The sequence below is a fragment of the Mariniluteicoccus endophyticus genome, assembly GCF_054780035.1.
Window position 1 is genome coordinate 194,105 of record NZ_BAAGXC010000016.1, and the last position, 15,625, is coordinate 209,729.

The following is a 15,625-nucleotide window of genomic DNA, read 5'->3' on the forward strand; positions in this document are numbered from 1 at the left end:
ACCTCGTCCTGCCGTCAGGCCTGCAGGGCGCTCGCCCAGTCCTGCAGGGAGCGTACGCCGATGTTGCCGCCGCGGATCGCCTCGACGCCCTGGACGGCGGCAGCGAGGCCCTGGACGGTCGTCACGCACGGCACGTCGTTCATGATCGCGGCGTTGCGGATCTCGTAGCCGTCGTTGCGCGGCGCCCCGTCTGCCGAGCTCGCACCCTGCGGGGTGTTGAAGATCAGCGCGATCTCGCCGTCGTCGATCAAGTTGACGATCGTGGGCTCGCCTCCCGGGCCGCGGCCCTGGGTGTGCTTGCGCACCTGCGTGACCGGGACGCCGTTGCGGCGCAGCACCGAGGCGGTGCCCGCCGTGGCGACGATCTCGAAGCCCATGTCGGCCAGCCGCTTGATGGGAAAGATCGCGTGGCGCTTGTCGCGGTTGGCGACGGAGCAGAAGACGCGGCCCTCGCGCGGCAGCGAGCCGAACGCGGCCGCCTGGGACTTCGCGAACGCGACGCCGAACGTGTCGGCCAGGCCCATGACCTCGCCGGTCGACTTCATCTCGGGGCCCAGCAGCGTGTCGACGTTGAAACCCTCCGGCGTGCGGAAGCGGTTGAACGGCATGACGGCCTCCTTGACCGCCAGCGGTGCGCCGTCAGGGGTGTCCGAGCCGTCGCCCTCGGCGCGCAGGATGCCTTCACCACGCAGCTCGGCGATCGTCGCGCCGAGCATGATGCGCGCCGCGGCCTTTGCCAGCTGGGTGTGCGTCGCCTTCGACGAGAACGGCACGGTGCGCGACGCGCGTGGGTTCGCCTCGAGCACGTAGAGCGTGTCGGCGGCCAGCGCGAACTGGATGTTCAGCAGGCCGCGTACGCCCACGCCGCGGGCGATGGCCTCGGTCGAGGTACGGATCCTCTCGATGGTTTCCGCGCCCAGCGTGATGGGCGGCAGGGCGCAGGCCGAGTCGCCGGAGTGGATGCCGGCCTCCTCGATGTGCTCCATGACCCCGCCGAGGTAGAGCTCGTCGCCGTCGTACAGGGCGTCGACGTCGATCTCGACGGCGTCGTCGAGGAAGCGGTCGACCAGCACCGGGTGTTCCGGCGAGACCTCGGTGGCGCGCTGGATGTAGCCCTCGAGTGAGGCCTCGTCGTAGACGATCTCCATGCCGCGGCCGCCCAGCACGTACGACGGGCGGACCAGCACCGGGTAGCCGATCTCGTCGGCGATGGCGCGGGCCTCGTCGAACGAGCGCGCCATGCCGTGCTTCGGCGCCGGCAGGCCGGCGTCGGCGAGCACGCGTCCGAACGCGCCGCGCTCCTCGGCCAGCTCGATCGCCTCGGGGCTCGTGCCGACGACGGGTACGCCGGCGTCCTTGAGCGCCTGGGCGAGCTTCAGCGGCGTCTGGCCGCCCAGCTGGACGATGACGCCCGCGATCGGGCCAGCCTGCTGTTCGGCGTGGACGACCTCGAGCACGTCCTCGAGCGTGAGGGGCTCGAAGTACAGGCGGTCGGAGGTGTCGTAGTCGGTCGAGACCGTCTCGGGGTTGCAGTTGACCATCACGGTCTCGTAGCCGGCGTCGGCCAGCGCCATCGACGCGTGGACGCAGGAGTAGTCGAACTCGATGCCCTGACCGATGCGGTTGGGCCCGGAGCCGAGGATGATCACGGCCTGCTTGTCGCGCGGGCTCACCTCGGTCTCCTCGTCGTAGGACGAGTAGTGGTACGGGGTGCTGGCGGCGAACTCGGCGGCGCAGGTGTCGACGGTCTTGTAGACGGGGCGCACCCCCAGGGCGTGGCGTACGCCACGGACCACGTCTTCGGGCAGCTGGCGCAGTTGGGCGATCTGGGGGTCGCTGAAGCCGTGGCGCTTGGCGCGGCGCAGGAGCTCCGGCGTGAGCTCGGGGGCCTCGCCGACGGCGCGGGCAACCTCGTGCAGGAGCACGAGCTGGTCGACGAACCACGGGTCGATCTTCGTGGCCTCGAACACCTGCTCGGCCGTCGCCCCGGCGACGAGTGCCTGCAGGACGACCTGGAGGCGTCTGTCGTGGGGACGACCGGCGATCTCCAGCAGCTCCTCGACCGACTGGTCGGGCTGCGCGGACCAGTCGAAGCGTGCCCGCGGGTCCTCCAGCGAGCGCAGCGCCTTGCCGAGGGCCTCGGTGAAGTTGCGGCCGATGGCCATGGCCTCGCCGACCGACTTCATGTGGGTCGTCAGCGTCGAGTCGGCCGCGGGAAACTTCTCGAAGGCGAAGCGCGGGACCTTCACCACGACGTAGTCGAGCGTCGGTTCGAACGCAGCCGGCGTCTCGCGGGTGATGTCGTTGCGGATCTCGTCGAGCGTGTAGCCGACGGCCACCTTTGCGGCGATCTTGGCGATCGGGAAGCCGGTCGCCTTCGACGCCAGCGCCGACGAGCGCGAGACGCGCGGGTTCATCTCGATGACGATCATGCGGCCGTCGACGGGGTTGATCGCGAACTGGATGTTGCAGCCGCCGGTGTCGACGCCGACGGCGCGGATGATGCCGATGCCGACATCACGCATGCGCTGCATCTCGCGGTCCGTCAGGGTCATCGCGGGGGCGACGGTGATCGAGTCGCCGGTGTGGACGCCCATCGGGTCGAAGTTCTCGATGGAGCACACGATGACGACGTTGTCCGCCTTGTCGCGCATGACCTCGAGCTCGTACTCCTTCCACCCGAGGATCGACTCCTCGATGAGGACCTCGGTGACCGGCGAGGCGGCCAGACCGGTGCCGGCGATGCGGCGCAGGTCTTCCTCGGTGTGGGCGAAGCCCGAACCGACGCCGCCCATGGTGAACGACGGGCGCACGACGACCGGGTAGCCCAGCTCGTCGGCGGCGGCCAGCACCTCGTCCATCGAGTGGCAGATGACCGAGCGCGCCACCTCGGCGGCCCCGCCGGGGACGTCGAGCCTCTGGACGATCTCCTTGAACTCCTCGCGGTTCTCGCCGCGCTGGATGGCCTCGATCGAGGCGCCGATCAGCTCGACGTGGTATTTCTCGAGGACGCCGTTCTCGGCCAGGGCGACGGCCGTGTTGAGGGCGGTCTGGCCGCCGAGGGTCGCCAGCAGCGCATCGGGGCGCTCCTTCGCGATGACCTTCTCGACGTACTCGGGCGTGATGGGCTCGACGTAGGTCGCGTCGGCGAACTCGGGGTCGGTCATGATCGTGGCCGGGTTGGAGTTCACGAGGACGACGCGGAAGCCCTCCTCGCGCAGCACGCGGCACGCCTGGGTGCCGGAGTAGTCGAACTCGCAGGCCTGGCCGATGACGATCGGGCCGGACCCGATCACCATGACGGTCTTGATGTCGGTGCGCTTGGGCATCAGCGGTTCTCCTTCGCGCTCAGCATCATCTGGTTGAACCGGTCGAAGAGGTACGCGGCGTCGTGGGGGCCGGCCGCGGCCTCGGGGTGGTGCTGGACCGAGAAGCCGACGAGCTCGCCGTCACGGCGCAGCTCGAGGCCCTCGACGACGTCGTCGTTGAGGCAGACGTGGGAGACGCGGGCGGTGCCGTAGGGCGTCTCGATGTCCTCACCTATCGGGGCGTCGACGGCGAAGCCGTGGTTCTGAGACGTGATCTCGACCCGGCGCGTCGTCAGGTCCATCACGGGCACGTTGATGCCGCGGTGGCCGAACTTCAGCTTGTAGGTGCCCAGGCCGAGGGCGCGGCCGAAGATCTGGTTGCCGAAGCAGATGCCGAAATAGGGCAGGCCGGCCTCGAGCACCTGCTTCAGCAGGTCCACGGCGTCGTCGGCGGCGGCGGGGTCGCCCGGACCGTTGGAGAAGAACACACCGTCGGGGGCGACGGCACGGATGTCGTCGAGGGTCGATGAGGCGGGCATCACGTGCACCTCGCATCCGCGCTGAGCCAGGCGCTCGGGCGTCATCGCCTTGATGCCCAGGTCGATCGCGGCGACGGTGAAGCGTTTCTCCCCCACCGCCGGAACCACGCGGGTCTCGGCCGTGGTCACGTCGGCGACGAGGTCGGCGCCGGACATCTTCGGCTGCTGGAGCACTCGCTCGAGCAGGGCCTTCGGGTCGGTCTCGGTCGTGGAGATGCCGACACGCATCGCGCCGCGGTCACGCAGGTGACGGGTGAGGGCACGGGTGTCGACGTCTCCGATGCCGACGATCCCCTGGCTGTCGAGCTCGTCGGCGAGCGTACGCGTGGAGCGCCAGCTCGATGGCACGCGGGCCGCGTCCCGGACGACGTAGCCGGCGACCCAGATGCGATGCGACTCGTCGTCCTCGTCGTTCCACCCGGTGTTGCCGATGTGGGGTGCGGTGGCGACGACGACCTGGCGGTGGTAGCTCGGGTCGGTGAGCGTCTCCTGATAGCCGGACATCGCGGTGACGAACACCGCCTCGCCGAAGGTCTCGCCGGCGGCGCCGAAGCGGCTGCCGCGGAAGGTGCGGCCGTCCTCGAGCACGAGGATGGCCCCCGACTCGTGGGCCGCGGTTGCTGACTCGTTCATGTGACCGTCCTTTCCTGCCTCACTGGACAGGACTTAAAGGTTGGTTGGGTTGTCGACGCCAGACATTACCAGCGGGTTCGCTGTCCGCCGCCCGGCCGCCGCCTCGTCGTCGATCACTTGGTGGGCGACGATCGACCCCATCGAGTTCGAGATGCCCACGCCGAGCCCGGCGAGGATCTGGGCCACGCCGAGCATCCACAGGATGCGCGTCTGGGCGGGATGTCGCGGCTGCTGGTCGGGAACGGGACCGCAGCAGGTGTGCCCTCGGGGACCTTCAGCGCCGACCGCCGCGCCCGGCGTCCCAGCCGATGGCCAGCGCCACGCCGATGCGCCAGTCGAGGCGGAAGCCGTCGACCCGCGGCAACTCCACCGAGTACGTGCGGCAACCCGGGACGGGCACGGCACGGACCTCTGCGACGTGGGACGGGTGGGCGGCGAACCGGAGCGAGTCGTCGCCCAGGCCCAGGAGCCGTTCCATCAGGTCGGGACCGTGCTCCCGCCAGACCCGGGAGCGGTCGGTGATGACCCACAGCTGGCCGGCGCCTGGCCCGCCGAGGCGGGCGACCCCACCCAGTTGCGGGCCGCCGCTTTGGACCACGGTGAGCTCGATGTCGTCGGAGCACGCATCGCGAACCGTGAACGATCGTCCGGCCGGGACGGTGACGAATTCGTGGCGGGCGCCGTCGTCAGCCTCGACCCCGTCCGCGAGCGGGTCCAGCTCGGCACCCCTGCTCGTGCACCCGTCGACCTCGTACGTCCCGTCGGCCAGCAGGCGCACGACCATCTGGACGACGTCGCGGGGACCCGGGCGCGTACGCACGAGCGGCCGGCGGGCACCGGGCGGGATGCGCGCATGGCGCGAGACCTCCCCGTCGCCGCCGGAGTAGACCGGCCACGCCGGTGTGTCGGGACGGTGCGGGGTGTCAGGCCCGCCGCCCGGCCCGGGGTAGGTCACCCACTCCCGGCCGTCACCGCGCCTGGAGGGCATCGAGCGCCACGCCCATCGCGGCGGCGAGGCGCCAGTCGAGGCGCTGGCCACCGTTGAACATCGGCAGGTCCACCGCGTACATGTCGCGGAACGTGGCTGCACGCGAGTGGTGCATCACGTTCTGTCCGTCCTGCGTCGAGAAGTCGAAGTGGTACCAGGTGTCGAAGATCGCGCTGTCGCCCAGACGGCGCAGGATGGCGATGAACGCCGAGCGCTCCGTCCCACGGAACTCGTTGCCCATCATGTCGCCCAGATACCACGTCGAGCGCATCAGCGACTTGCCGAAGTCCTTGCGGAACCACCCGATCGGCTGCATGTTCGCGTCGAAAACGTCGTACGTCGCACCCAGGTCGAACATCTGGCGGGCCTTGAACGAGAACACGGGCACGGTGCGGGACTCGTCGGTGAAGAAGGTGACGAGCTCCTTGAACGCGAGGCGCTTCTGCTCGGCGAAGGCCAGGACCGGGCCGGCGTTGCCCTGCGGGTCGAGGCCGCTGACCTCGTAGCGGTTGACCGTCAGCGCCAGCTTCTGACGGATGGCGAGACGGTCGTAGGCCTGGAACTGCCCGCCCATCGGCGCCTGGCTCATCCCCTGCGGGCCCATGCCCTTGTGGCCCATGTCAGCGTGGCCCCATGGGTTCTGCTGCTGGTCCTGGGCACCCAGCGGGCGCTGCCCGCCGAACAGGTCCGGCTGGCCGACCGCGCCGTAAGGGCCCTGCTGGTAGCCGCCCTGACCCGCCTGCCCGGGGCCGGCCTGCTGCCCGTAGGGGTCGGGCTGGCCGTAGCCGCCCTGAGCGTAGGGAGGCTGCTGCTGGCCGTAGCCCCGGCCGGGCTGCTGGCCGTACTGGCCCTGGTTCTGGTCCCACGGGTTCCCCGGATTCGTCATGCGCAGCAGGCTAACGGGGAAGGAAGTCACTCGGGGGCCAGCACGTCGCTCAGCTTCAGCCCCGGAGGCGTGTCGACCTGGTCGAAGCCACAGCTCGCGGGCTCGCGGTCGGGACGCCAACGCACGAAGTCGGCGTTCGAGCGGAACCGGATGCCGTCGTGCAGGTAGTCGAACGTCACCTCGCACACGAGCAGCGGTGAGATGAGGTGGACCTGCTCCCGCGGCTCCGACCAGCGCTCCACGCCGTCGGGCATGCGTACGCCGGTGGCGCGCCCGGACCCCGGCGACCACGGGTGTCCGTGGAACTCGGGCGTGCCCCGCTCGACCTCGAGCGTGGCGAGCATCTGGGCGAGCTCCTTGCGCTGCGAACCGGGGAACCCGGAGACCACGCCGACGCAGTTGAGGCCCCCGTCGTCGTCGACGAGGCCCAGCACCAGCGACCCGAGGCTGGGGTGGGCCTCGGTGGAGTTCCGGTCGTAGCGGAAGCCGCCCACGACGACGTCGGCGGTGCGACGGTGCTTGATCTTCGTGATGGCCCGGGCGCCGGGCAGGTACTTGCCCTCGAGCGGCTTGGCGACCACCCCGTCCAGACCGGCCGACTCGAAGTTCTCGAACCACTCCTGCGCGACGTCGTGGTCGTAGGTGACCGGCGACAGCAGGATGGGCGGCTCCCAGTGGTCGGCGAGGGTCTCGAGCACGCTGCGGCGCACCTGCCAGGGCTGGTCGAGCAGCGACGTGTCGTCGAAGCAGAGCACGTCGAACGCCACGAACGACGCCGGGATCTCTCGCGCCAGCTGGTGGGCTCGCGCGGCGGTGGCGTGGCGGGACGCGAGCTTGGTGTAGTCGAGCCGGTCCCCGGAGATCACGACGCACTCGCCGTCGAGGACGCAGCGCTCGGGCAGCCACCGGCCCGCGGCCACCAGGTCGGGGAAGTAGACGGTCAGGTCGGTGCCGTGGCGCGACCACAGGCGTACTTCGTCGCCGTCACGCACCAGCAGCGCGCGCCAACCGTCCCACTTCGGTTCGTACGCCATGCCGCGCGGGATCGTCGCGCTGGGCCGCGCCAGCATCGGCGCGAGCGGCATGTCGATGGGGAGCACGGATCGATTCTGCCACCGCGCGGTCCGGCTCAGTCCTCGAACAGGTCGTCGTCCTCCGCGTGGGAGCATGGCCCCACTCCACCATGGGGGGCCACCGCCCGGTCGGGATCAGGCCTTGCGGCGTTCGGCGACCTTGGCCAGCACGCCGTTGACGAACGCGGGCGAGTCGTCGGTGGAGAGCTCCTCGACCAGCGCCACGGCCTCGGAGATCGCGATGCGGTGGTCGATGTCGGTGAACAGCAACTCGTACGCGCCGAGGCGGCACGCGTTGCGGTCGACCCGCGGCATGCGTTCCAGCGTCCAGCCCTGGGCAAGGACGTCGACCAGCGCGCGGTCGATCTCCTCGCGATGGTCGGCGATGCCCTCGACGAGGTCGAGGGTGAACTCGCGCAGCGGGTGCTCGCCGGCGCGGCGCTCGTCGAGCACGCGCGTCACAGGGACGCCCTTGAGGTCGGCCTCGAACAGCAGGTCGAGGGCTCGCTTGCGGGCCTTGGTGCGGGAGCCGTGCACGCGGGCCGGCCCCTGGTCAGGGGCTGGCCCGACGAGCTCGTACTCGGGGAGGTCGTGCTGCATCAGTTGCTGCCGACGCGACCGAGGTAGTCGCCGGTGCGGGTGTCGACCTTGACCTTCTCGCCCTGGGTCAGGAACAGCGGGACCTGGATCTGCTTGCCGGTCTCGAGCGTCGCGGGCTTGGTGCCGCCGGTGGAGCGGTCGCCCTGCAGGCCCGGCTCGGTATAGGTGACCTCGAGCTCGACCGAGGCCGGGAGCTCGATGAACAGCGGATTGCCCTCGTGGAGCGCGACCTGGGCCACCTGCTCCTCGAGCATGTAGTCCTTCGCGTCACCGACGATGTCGTCGGGGATCGTGATCTGGTCGTAGGTCGTCTGGTCCATGAACACAAAGCCCGAGCCGTCGTGGTAGAGGTACTGCATCTCGCGACGGTCGACCGTCGCGGTGTCGACCTTCGTGTCGGAGTTGAAGGTCTTGTCCACGGTCTTGCCCGTCATGACGTTCTTGATCTTGGTGCGCACGACGGCGTTGCCCTTGCCCGGCTTGTGGTGCTGGAACCACAGCACCTGCCAGAGCTGACCGTCCAGGTCGAGGACCATGCCGTTCTTGATGTCATTGGTGGAGGCAACCACGTGCGTACCTTTCGCTGTTCGTTCACTGGTCGGGACCGACGGCCGCTCACTCTACCCCGTTGATTAGGCTCGACGACCATGAACAACCCGCTGATCCATCGCATGCAGGGCTTCACCACGACCATCTTCGCCGAGATGACCGGTCTCGCGGTGCAGCATGACGCCATCAACCTGGGTCAGGGATTCCCAGATTCCGCCGGCCCCGAGGAGGTGCTGGACGCCGCCGCCGAGGCCATGGCACGTGGCGACAACCAGTACGCCCCGGGGATCGGCGTACCCGCGCTGCGCGAGGCCGTGGCCCACCACCAGCGCGCGTTCTACGGCATCGAGCTCGACCCGGACACCCAGGTGATGGCGTCGGCCGGCGCCACCGAGGCCATGACCTCCTCGATCCTCGCGCTGTGCGAGGCAGGCGACGAGGTCGTCGTGCTCGAGCCCACCTACGACTGCTACGAGCAGGCCGTCGCACTCGCTGGCGGCGTGCTGCGCCGCGTACGCCTCCACGAGCCCACGTACGCGCTCGACACCGACGAGCTGCGCGCCGCGGTGAACGACAGGACGAAGTTGCTCATCATCAACACGCCCCACAACCCCACCGGTCACGTGCTCACCGCCGCAGAGATGCAGGCGATCGCCGACGTGGCCGTCGAGCGCGACCTCGTCGTGCTCACCGACGAGGTCTACGAACACCTGACGTTCGACGGCCGCGCGCACACCCCGCTGGCGACGCTGCCCGGCATGTTCGAGCGCACCGTGTCGATCTCGTCGGCGGGCAAGACGTTCTCGGTGACCGGCTGGAAGATCGGCTGGCTGACCGGCCCGGCCGGCCTGCTGGCGGCGATCCACACGGTCAAGCAGAACCTGACCTACACCAACGGCACGCCGCTGCAGCACGGCGTGGCCGCCGGGCTCCGCCTCCCGAAGGAGCGGTTCGAGGCGATCCGCCGCCAGTTCGAGGACGGACGCGACCGACTTGTCCCCGGCCTGGAGGCGGCCGGCCTGTGCGTGCACCCCTCGGAGGGCTCCTACTTCGTGATGACCGACATCCGCCCGCTCGGGTTCGAGGACGGCTACGAGTTCTGCCGAATGCTGCCCGGGAAGATCGGCGTGGCCGCGATCCCGGCGCAGGTCTTCTACGCCGACCCGACGACCGCCCGCCACCTCGTGAGGTTCACGTTCGCCAAGCAGCACGACATCCTCGACGAGGCCGCACGCCGGCTGGCGACGCTGGGCTGACGGTCACTCCAGCCGCGGCCCGGCCTCGACCGCCAGCCGCTCGGCGATCTCCAGCGGGTCGATGCCGTCAAAGACGCCGCGCAGGCGACCGTCTCGACATGCCGGCGATCTCGCACCGACCAGGCGTGCGCGGGTGACCGCCCCCGACTGCGGACATCTCGGTACCGGTGAGCCGGCAGCCGATCAGCTCGACGTCCTCGACGTGTGGCCCCGCTTCGCTGGCTGCCGGTGAGGTCTGTGCGGGTCCGGGCGTCGCTCAGCAGCAGGTCGTCGGTGACGTCGTCGGGGCCCAGCCCACGATCGACGAACGTTCCCAGACGCGGAGGGGCCGCGGGCGCCCGGTGGCGGGGCGTGCGGCCATCAGGCGGCCCGGTCAAGCGCCTCGAGCAGGTCGGCGACGAGGTCGTCCGCCTCCTCCAGCCCCACAGACATCCGGATCAACCCGTCAGTGATGCCGGCGGCGGCCTGGGCCTCGGGCGACATCGACGCGTGCGTCATGGTCGCCGGGTGACAGACCAGCGACTCGGTGCCGCCGAGGGACTCGGCGAGCGTGAAGCACGTGAGGCCTTCGAGCGCCCGATCGACCGCGGAGCGGTCGCGCAGCTCGAAGCTCAGCATGGCACCGAAGCCCGACTGCTGCCGGGCGGCGAGATCGTGGCCAGGGTGGTCGGGCAGACCCGGGTGGTGCACGGCGCGTACGCCCCGGTGACGCGACAGGGCGTCGACGATCACCGCGGCGTTGTCCTGGTGGACGCGCATGCGCGCGGGCAGCGTACGCAGCCCCCGCATCGTCAGCCACGAGTCGAAGGCACCAGCGGTGGTGCCCAGGGAGTTGGCCGTGACGGCGAGCTCCTCGCCCAGCCCTGCCTCACCGGCGACAACCGCTCCCCCGATCACGTCCGAGTGCCCGTTGACGTACTTCGTCGTCGAGTGGACCACCGAGTGGGCGCCCAGCTCGAGCGGACGCTGCAGCAGCGGCGTGCAAAACGTGTTGTCCACGGCGACGTGACCACCGGCAGCTCGGGTGGCGTCGGCGACCGCGGCGATGTCGGTGATGCGCAGCAGCGGGTTCGATGGGGTCTCGACCCACACGAGGTCGGGGCTCGTCCCGGCGATGTGGGCCGTGGCGGCATCGGTGTCGGTCAGGTCGACCACGTCGAGGGTGAACCAGCCGCGCGCGGCCAGCGTGCGGAACAGGCGCAGCGACCCGCCGTACGCGTCGTGCGGGGCGATCACGCGGCCCCCGGGCCCGACCACGGACATGACGAGGGTGGTCACCGCCGCCATGCCGGACGAGGTCGCCACTGCCGAGGCGCCGCCCTCCAGCGTCGCGAGCGCGTCGGCGAGCACGTCTCGCGTGGGGTTGCCCGAGCGGCTGTAGTCGTGGTCCGGCCGCCCGTCGATGCCCTCGAACGCGAAGTTGGTGCTCAGGTGAACCGGCGGGATGACGTCCCGGTGGCCGGGGTCGGTGGCGATGCCGGAGCGTACGGCACGGGTCAGGCGGGACGGGAGGGACATGTCCTGCACTCTACCCGGTGGTCAGGAATCCACAGGTCTCGTCTGCGGGATGGACACCCAGCGCGTACTCTTCACCTACCGGACGGTATGGATAGGGTGAGCGCATGAGCCGCCCCACTCTCGAAGCACGCCGGGCCCGTTGGGCCGTAGCGACGCTGTTCTGGCTCAACGGCGCGACCATGGCTTCGCTGGTGCCGCGCTATCCCCAGATCCGGGACAACCTCGAGATGTCCAACTCGCTGCTCGGTCTGGCGATCGCAGCCGGGCCCCTGGGCGGTCTCGTGGGCGGGATGTTCACCACGTGGGCGATGAAGCGCTGGGGCTCCGGGCGCGTGGCGACGTGGGCCCAGGTCATGCAGATCCTTGCGTTCTGTCTGGTGCTGAACGCGCCTCATCCCGCGCTGTTCGCGGCCTGCATAGTGCTGATGAGCACCACCGACGTCTACACCGACGTGGCGATGAACGTGCACGGCCTGCGCGTGCAGAAGCTGTATGGGCGCTCGATCAACAACTCTTTCCACGCGTTCTGGAGCCTCGGTGCCGTGTGCGGCGGTCTGCTGGGCGCGACCTTCGCCGGCATGAACCTCGCACTGCCGCTGCACGCCGCCATCAGCGCCGCCATCTTCCTCACGATCAACCTGACGCTACGACGCTTCCTGCTGAAGGGACCCGACACCCCGGACGCCCTCGAGGGGGACGAGGGGCCACCCACCAAGATCCCGCGCGGCATGCTCGTGCCGCTCGTGGCCCTCGGCCTCGTCGCCGCCTTCGGCGCGAGCATCGAGGACGCCGGGTTCACGTGGAGTGCGCTCTACCTGCGCGACTCGCTGCACGCCGCCCCCGCCATCGCAGGCCTCGGCGTCGTGTGCGTCGTGGGTGCCCAGACCATCGGACGCTTCACCGGTGACCGGCTCGTCGACGCCCTCGGCGACCGCGGGGCCGCCCGTCTCGGCTGTGGGGTCGCCACCCTCGGTATGGGACTGGCGCTGCTCTTCCCGTCGATCCCCATGACCATGGTCGGGTTCGCGTGCGCCGGCTGGGGGGTCGCGACGATCGTGCCCGGCGTCTACTACACCGCGCATCACCTGCCCGGGCTACCGCCCGGAGCCGGCCTGGCGGTCGTGAACTGGCTGCTCCGTGCCGCGTTCTTCATCGGCCCGCCGCTGGTCGGCCGACTGTCCGACGTCGTGAGCTTCCGCGTGGCCCTGATTGTCATGCCGGCCGCGACCCTCGGTGTGCTCGTGCTGTCGGGGTTCCTCGCCGGCCGCCGTACCGACGCCGAGCCCGCCTAGGCGGTCTGGTCGAGCGGGCTGTGCCTGGCCGGGACGGGCCGCGCCACAGTGTGAGAACCAGCCCGACCAGGGCCGCTCAGGCCATCAGAATGGGTTGGCGCTGCATGCGCCCGGATGCTGGAGGCCCGCCGGTCAGCGGAGACGAATTGTCCAGACGTGGCCATGACACGCCCAATGTTGGGCGTGTCATCGCCGAGCAGGGACTATCGATCTCATCCGAGCCGCACGTACGCCGCCTCGAGCTCGCGCTCGTCCGGGCCGGCGACGACCCGGGGCGCACCGATGTCGGACAGGAGCACGAACCGCAGCTGGGAGCCACGGGCCTTCTTGTCGAGGCTCATTGCCGCGCGCAGGTCGGTCCATGCCTCCGGGTCGTACGCCACGGGCAGCCCGACCGATGCGAACGCCGTGCGGTGGCGGTCGGCGAGGTCGTCAGCCATGAGACCGAGGCCGCGGGCGAGCTCGGCGGCGTACACGCATCCCACCGCCACGGCGTCGCCGTGGCGCCAGCGGTAGGCCTCGCGCTTCTCGATCGCGTGCCCGAGCGTGTGGCCGTAGTTGAGCAGCTCGCGGCCGACCTTCGAGCCCACCGAGGTGGACTCGCGCAGGTCACCGGACACGACGTCGGCCTTGACCTGAACGCCGCGGCGGATGAGCTCGGCCAGCCGTTGCGAGCGCGGGTCGCACGCGTCGGCGGGATCTTCGGCGACCAGACGCAAGATCTCGGGGTCGGCGATGAAGCCGCACTTGATGACCTCAGCCAGACCGGCGCGCAGGTCCCGGTCGGGCAGCGTGGTGAGCACGTCGAGGTCGCACAGCACGGCGATCGGCTCGTGGAACGCGCCGACGAGGTTCTTGCCCGCGGCGATGTTGATGCCGGTCTTGCCGCCCACGGCCGCGTCCACGGCGCCGAGCACGGTGGTCGGGACGGTCACCAGGTCGACGCCGCGCAGCCACGACGCGGCGACGAAGCCCGCGAGGTCGGTGGTCGCTCCCCCACCCATGCCGACGACGAGGTCGGAGCGGGTGAACCCGGCGTCGGCGAGGCGGTCCCAGCAGTCGACGAGCGCGTCGGCGGTCTTCGCGGCCTCGGCGTCGGGCAGCTCGACGAGCAGGACGCCGGGGAGGTCGGCGTACCGGTGGGCGACCTCGCGCAGCGCCGGCGCGTGCAAGATCGCCGTGCGGTCGCGGGCCTCGATCAGGCCAGGCAGGCGGTCGAGCGCACCCGCGCGGACAACGACGTCGTACGGCTTCTCGGCGTTCACACGGATCTCAGCCACGGCCCAGCTCCTCCAGCACCCGGTCACACACCTGCTCGGGCGTCAGGTCGTCGGTCTTCACGCGCACGGTCGAGACCTGCTCGTAGACGGGCAGCCGCTCGGCCAGCAGCTTCGCCAACCGGCCGCGGACGTTGCCGATGAGCAGCGGACGCGCCACGTTCAGGCCGACGCGGTTGGCGGCGGTCGAGGCGGACGCCTCCAGCCAGACCACGTCGTGACCGCGAAGGGCCTCCTGGATGGCGGGGTTCATCACAGCACCACCACCCAGCGAGACCACGCACTCGTCGGGCTCGGCGAGCACCGTGCACGTCGCGTCCTGCTCCAGGGCACGGAAGTGGGGCTCGCCATGGTTGGCGAAGATCTCGGCGATGGCCATCTGCTCGCGCTGCTCGATCAGCCCGTCGATGTCGACGAGCTCGAGGCCGAGTCGCTGCGCCAGCCGCGCGCCGACGGTGGACTTGCCGACGCCGGGGGCACCGATGAGGGCGATCACGCGTTCTCCCCGCGCGGGGCGATGCGCAGGCCGCGCGCCTCGACGTCGGTCAGGTAGGCCTCGACGTTGCGGCGGGTCTCCCCCACCGAGTCACCGCCGAACTTCTCCAGGACGCACTCCGCCAACACCAGTGCGACCATCGCCTCGGCCACCACGCCGGCGGCGGGCACGGCGCACACGTCGGAGCGCTGGTGGTGGGCCACGGCCTCCTCGCCGGTGGTCGTGTCGAGCGTACGCAGCGCCCGCGGCACGGTCGCGATCGGCTTCATGGCCGCGCGTACGCGCAGCACCTCGCCGGTGGACATGCCGCCCTCGGTGCCCCCGGCGCGGCGGCCGGCGCGGGCGATGCCGTCGGCCCCGGGGACGATCTCGTCGTGGGCCTGCGAGCCGCGGCTGCGGGCGAGGTCGAAGCCGTCGCCGACCTCGACGCCCTTGATGGCCTGGATACCCATGAGCGCGCCCGCTAGACGCGCATCGAGGCGGCGGTCGCCCTGCGTGTGGGAGCCGAGCCCGGGCGGGCAGCCATGGGCGACGACCTCGACGACCCCGCCGAGCGTGTCGCCGTCACGGTGGCAGGCCTCGACCTCGGCGACCATGCGCCCCGACGCCTCGGCATCGGCGCAGCGCACGGGGTCGGCGTCGATGCGCTCGAGGTCGGCCATCGTCGGCACGACGTCGGAGGACGCCCTCACCGGGCCGAGCTCGACGACGTGGGACAGGACGGTGATGCCGCAGGTCTGCTCGAGGAAGGCCATGGCCACGGCGCCCAGCGCGACGCGGGCGGCGGTCTCACGGGCCGAGGCGCGCTCGAGGATGGGACGGGCCTCATCCCAGTCGAACTTCTGCATGCCGACGAGGTCGGCGTGCCCGGGGCGGGGGCGAGTCAGCTTCTTGGCGCGCGCCTGCTCGGCCAGCACGTCGGGGTCGACCGGGTCGGCCGACATGACCTTCTCCCACTTGGGCCACTCCGTGTTGCCGATCATGATGGCGACCGGGGAGCCGAGGGTCTCGCCGTGGCGCAGCCCCCCGAGGAATGTCACTTCGTCGCGCTCGAACTTCATGCGTGCGCCACGCCCCGCGCCGAGCCGGCGGCGTGCCAGCGCGTCGGCGATGTCGTCGCTCGTCACGCGCACGTGGGCGGGCAGGCCCTCGATCGTCGCGACGAGGGCGGGTCCGTGGGACTCTCCGGCGGTCATCCAGCGCAGCATGG

At 70.7% G+C, this 15,625-nt stretch carries 14 protein-coding genes; 2 read left to right on the forward strand and 12 right to left on the reverse strand.

The window, feature by feature from the left end:
- Positions 1-14: 14 nt before the first annotated feature.
- From carB to efp, 8 genes are all read right to left on the reverse strand, one after another.
- The gene (gene carB, locus ACYVGD_RS06275) at positions 15-3,329 is read right to left on the reverse strand and encodes a carbamoyl-phosphate synthase large subunit (RefSeq protein WP_460742159.1); all 3,315 of its coding nucleotides are present in this window, start codon (positions 3,327-3,329) and stop codon (positions 15-17) included.
- Positions 3,329-4,480, reverse strand: a complete 1,152-nt coding sequence (gene carA, locus ACYVGD_RS06280; protein WP_460742160.1) for a glutamine-hydrolyzing carbamoyl-phosphate synthase small subunit — start codon at positions 4,478-4,480, stop codon at positions 3,329-3,331. The genes carB and carA overlap by 1 nt, the downstream gene beginning before the upstream one ends.
- Positions 4,481-4,513: 33 nt before the next feature.
- Complete coding sequence (locus ACYVGD_RS06285; protein WP_460742161.1) at positions 4,514-4,666, reverse strand: hypothetical protein; 153 nt, start codon at positions 4,664-4,666, stop codon at positions 4,514-4,516.
- Between the two features lie 88 nt (positions 4,667-4,754).
- Positions 4,755-5,468 (reverse strand): hypothetical protein, encoded by a 714-nt coding sequence (locus ACYVGD_RS06290; RefSeq protein ID WP_460742162.1) that lies wholly within the window; start codon positions 5,466-5,468, stop codon positions 4,755-4,757.
- The gene (locus ACYVGD_RS06295) at positions 5,449-6,354 is read right to left on the reverse strand and encodes a hypothetical protein (protein WP_460742163.1); all 906 of its coding nucleotides are present in this window, start codon (positions 6,352-6,354) and stop codon (positions 5,449-5,451) included. The genes ACYVGD_RS06290 and ACYVGD_RS06295 overlap by 20 nt, the downstream gene beginning before the upstream one ends.
- A 26-nt stretch (positions 6,355-6,380) precedes the next feature.
- Entirely contained in the window at positions 6,381-7,454 is a 1,074-nt protein-coding gene (locus ACYVGD_RS06300) for an ATP-dependent DNA ligase (protein WP_460742164.1), read from the reverse strand.
- A 108-nt stretch (positions 7,455-7,562) separates the two neighbouring features.
- Positions 7,563-8,027: a transcription antitermination factor NusB gene (gene nusB, locus ACYVGD_RS06305; protein ID WP_460742165.1), complete on the reverse strand. Its 465-nt coding sequence runs from the start codon at positions 8,025-8,027 to the stop codon at positions 7,563-7,565.
- Entirely contained in the window at positions 8,027-8,596 is a 570-nt protein-coding gene (efp, locus tag ACYVGD_RS06310) for an elongation factor P (RefSeq protein ID WP_460742166.1), read from the reverse strand. Before efp ends, nusB begins: the two co-directional genes overlap by 1 nt.
- A 78-nt stretch (positions 8,597-8,674) precedes the next feature.
- Here efp and ACYVGD_RS06315 point away from each other — a divergent pair, with 78 nt between their 5' ends.
- Entirely contained in the window at positions 8,675-9,832 is a 1,158-nt protein-coding gene (locus ACYVGD_RS06315; RefSeq protein ID WP_460742167.1) for a pyridoxal phosphate-dependent aminotransferase, read from the forward strand.
- Positions 9,833-10,192: 360 nt separating this feature from the next.
- Here the strand turns inward: ACYVGD_RS06315 and metB are convergent, their stop codons facing one another.
- Complete coding sequence (gene metB / locus ACYVGD_RS06320) at positions 10,193-11,350, reverse strand: cystathionine gamma-synthase (RefSeq protein WP_460742168.1); 1,158 nt, start codon at positions 11,348-11,350, stop codon at positions 10,193-10,195.
- 104 nt (positions 11,351-11,454) lie between these two features.
- On the opposite strand from metB, the gene ACYVGD_RS06325 reads away from it, so the two are divergent.
- Complete coding sequence (locus ACYVGD_RS06325; RefSeq protein WP_460742169.1) at positions 11,455-12,642, forward strand: MFS transporter; 1,188 nt, start codon at positions 11,455-11,457, stop codon at positions 12,640-12,642.
- Positions 12,643-12,854: 212 nt separating this feature from the next.
- Here ACYVGD_RS06325 and aroB read toward each other — a convergent pair whose 3' ends face one another.
- Genes aroB through aroC form a run of 3 tightly spaced genes read right to left on the reverse strand, consistent with a single transcriptional unit; the run spans position 12,855 to position 15,623 of the window.
- Entirely contained in the window at positions 12,855-13,922 is a 1,068-nt protein-coding gene (aroB, locus tag ACYVGD_RS06330; RefSeq protein WP_460742170.1) for a 3-dehydroquinate synthase, read from the reverse strand.
- A complete protein-coding gene (locus ACYVGD_RS06335) occupies positions 13,915-14,415 on the reverse strand; it encodes a shikimate kinase (protein ID WP_460742171.1) in 501 nt (166 codons plus the stop codon). Before ACYVGD_RS06335 ends, aroB begins: the two co-directional genes overlap by 8 nt.
- Positions 14,412-15,623 (reverse strand): chorismate synthase, encoded by a 1,212-nt coding sequence (aroC, locus tag ACYVGD_RS06340; RefSeq protein WP_460742172.1) that lies wholly within the window; start codon positions 15,621-15,623, stop codon positions 14,412-14,414. Before aroC ends, ACYVGD_RS06335 begins: the two co-directional genes overlap by 4 nt.
- Between the last annotated feature and the right edge of the window lie 2 nt (positions 15,624-15,625).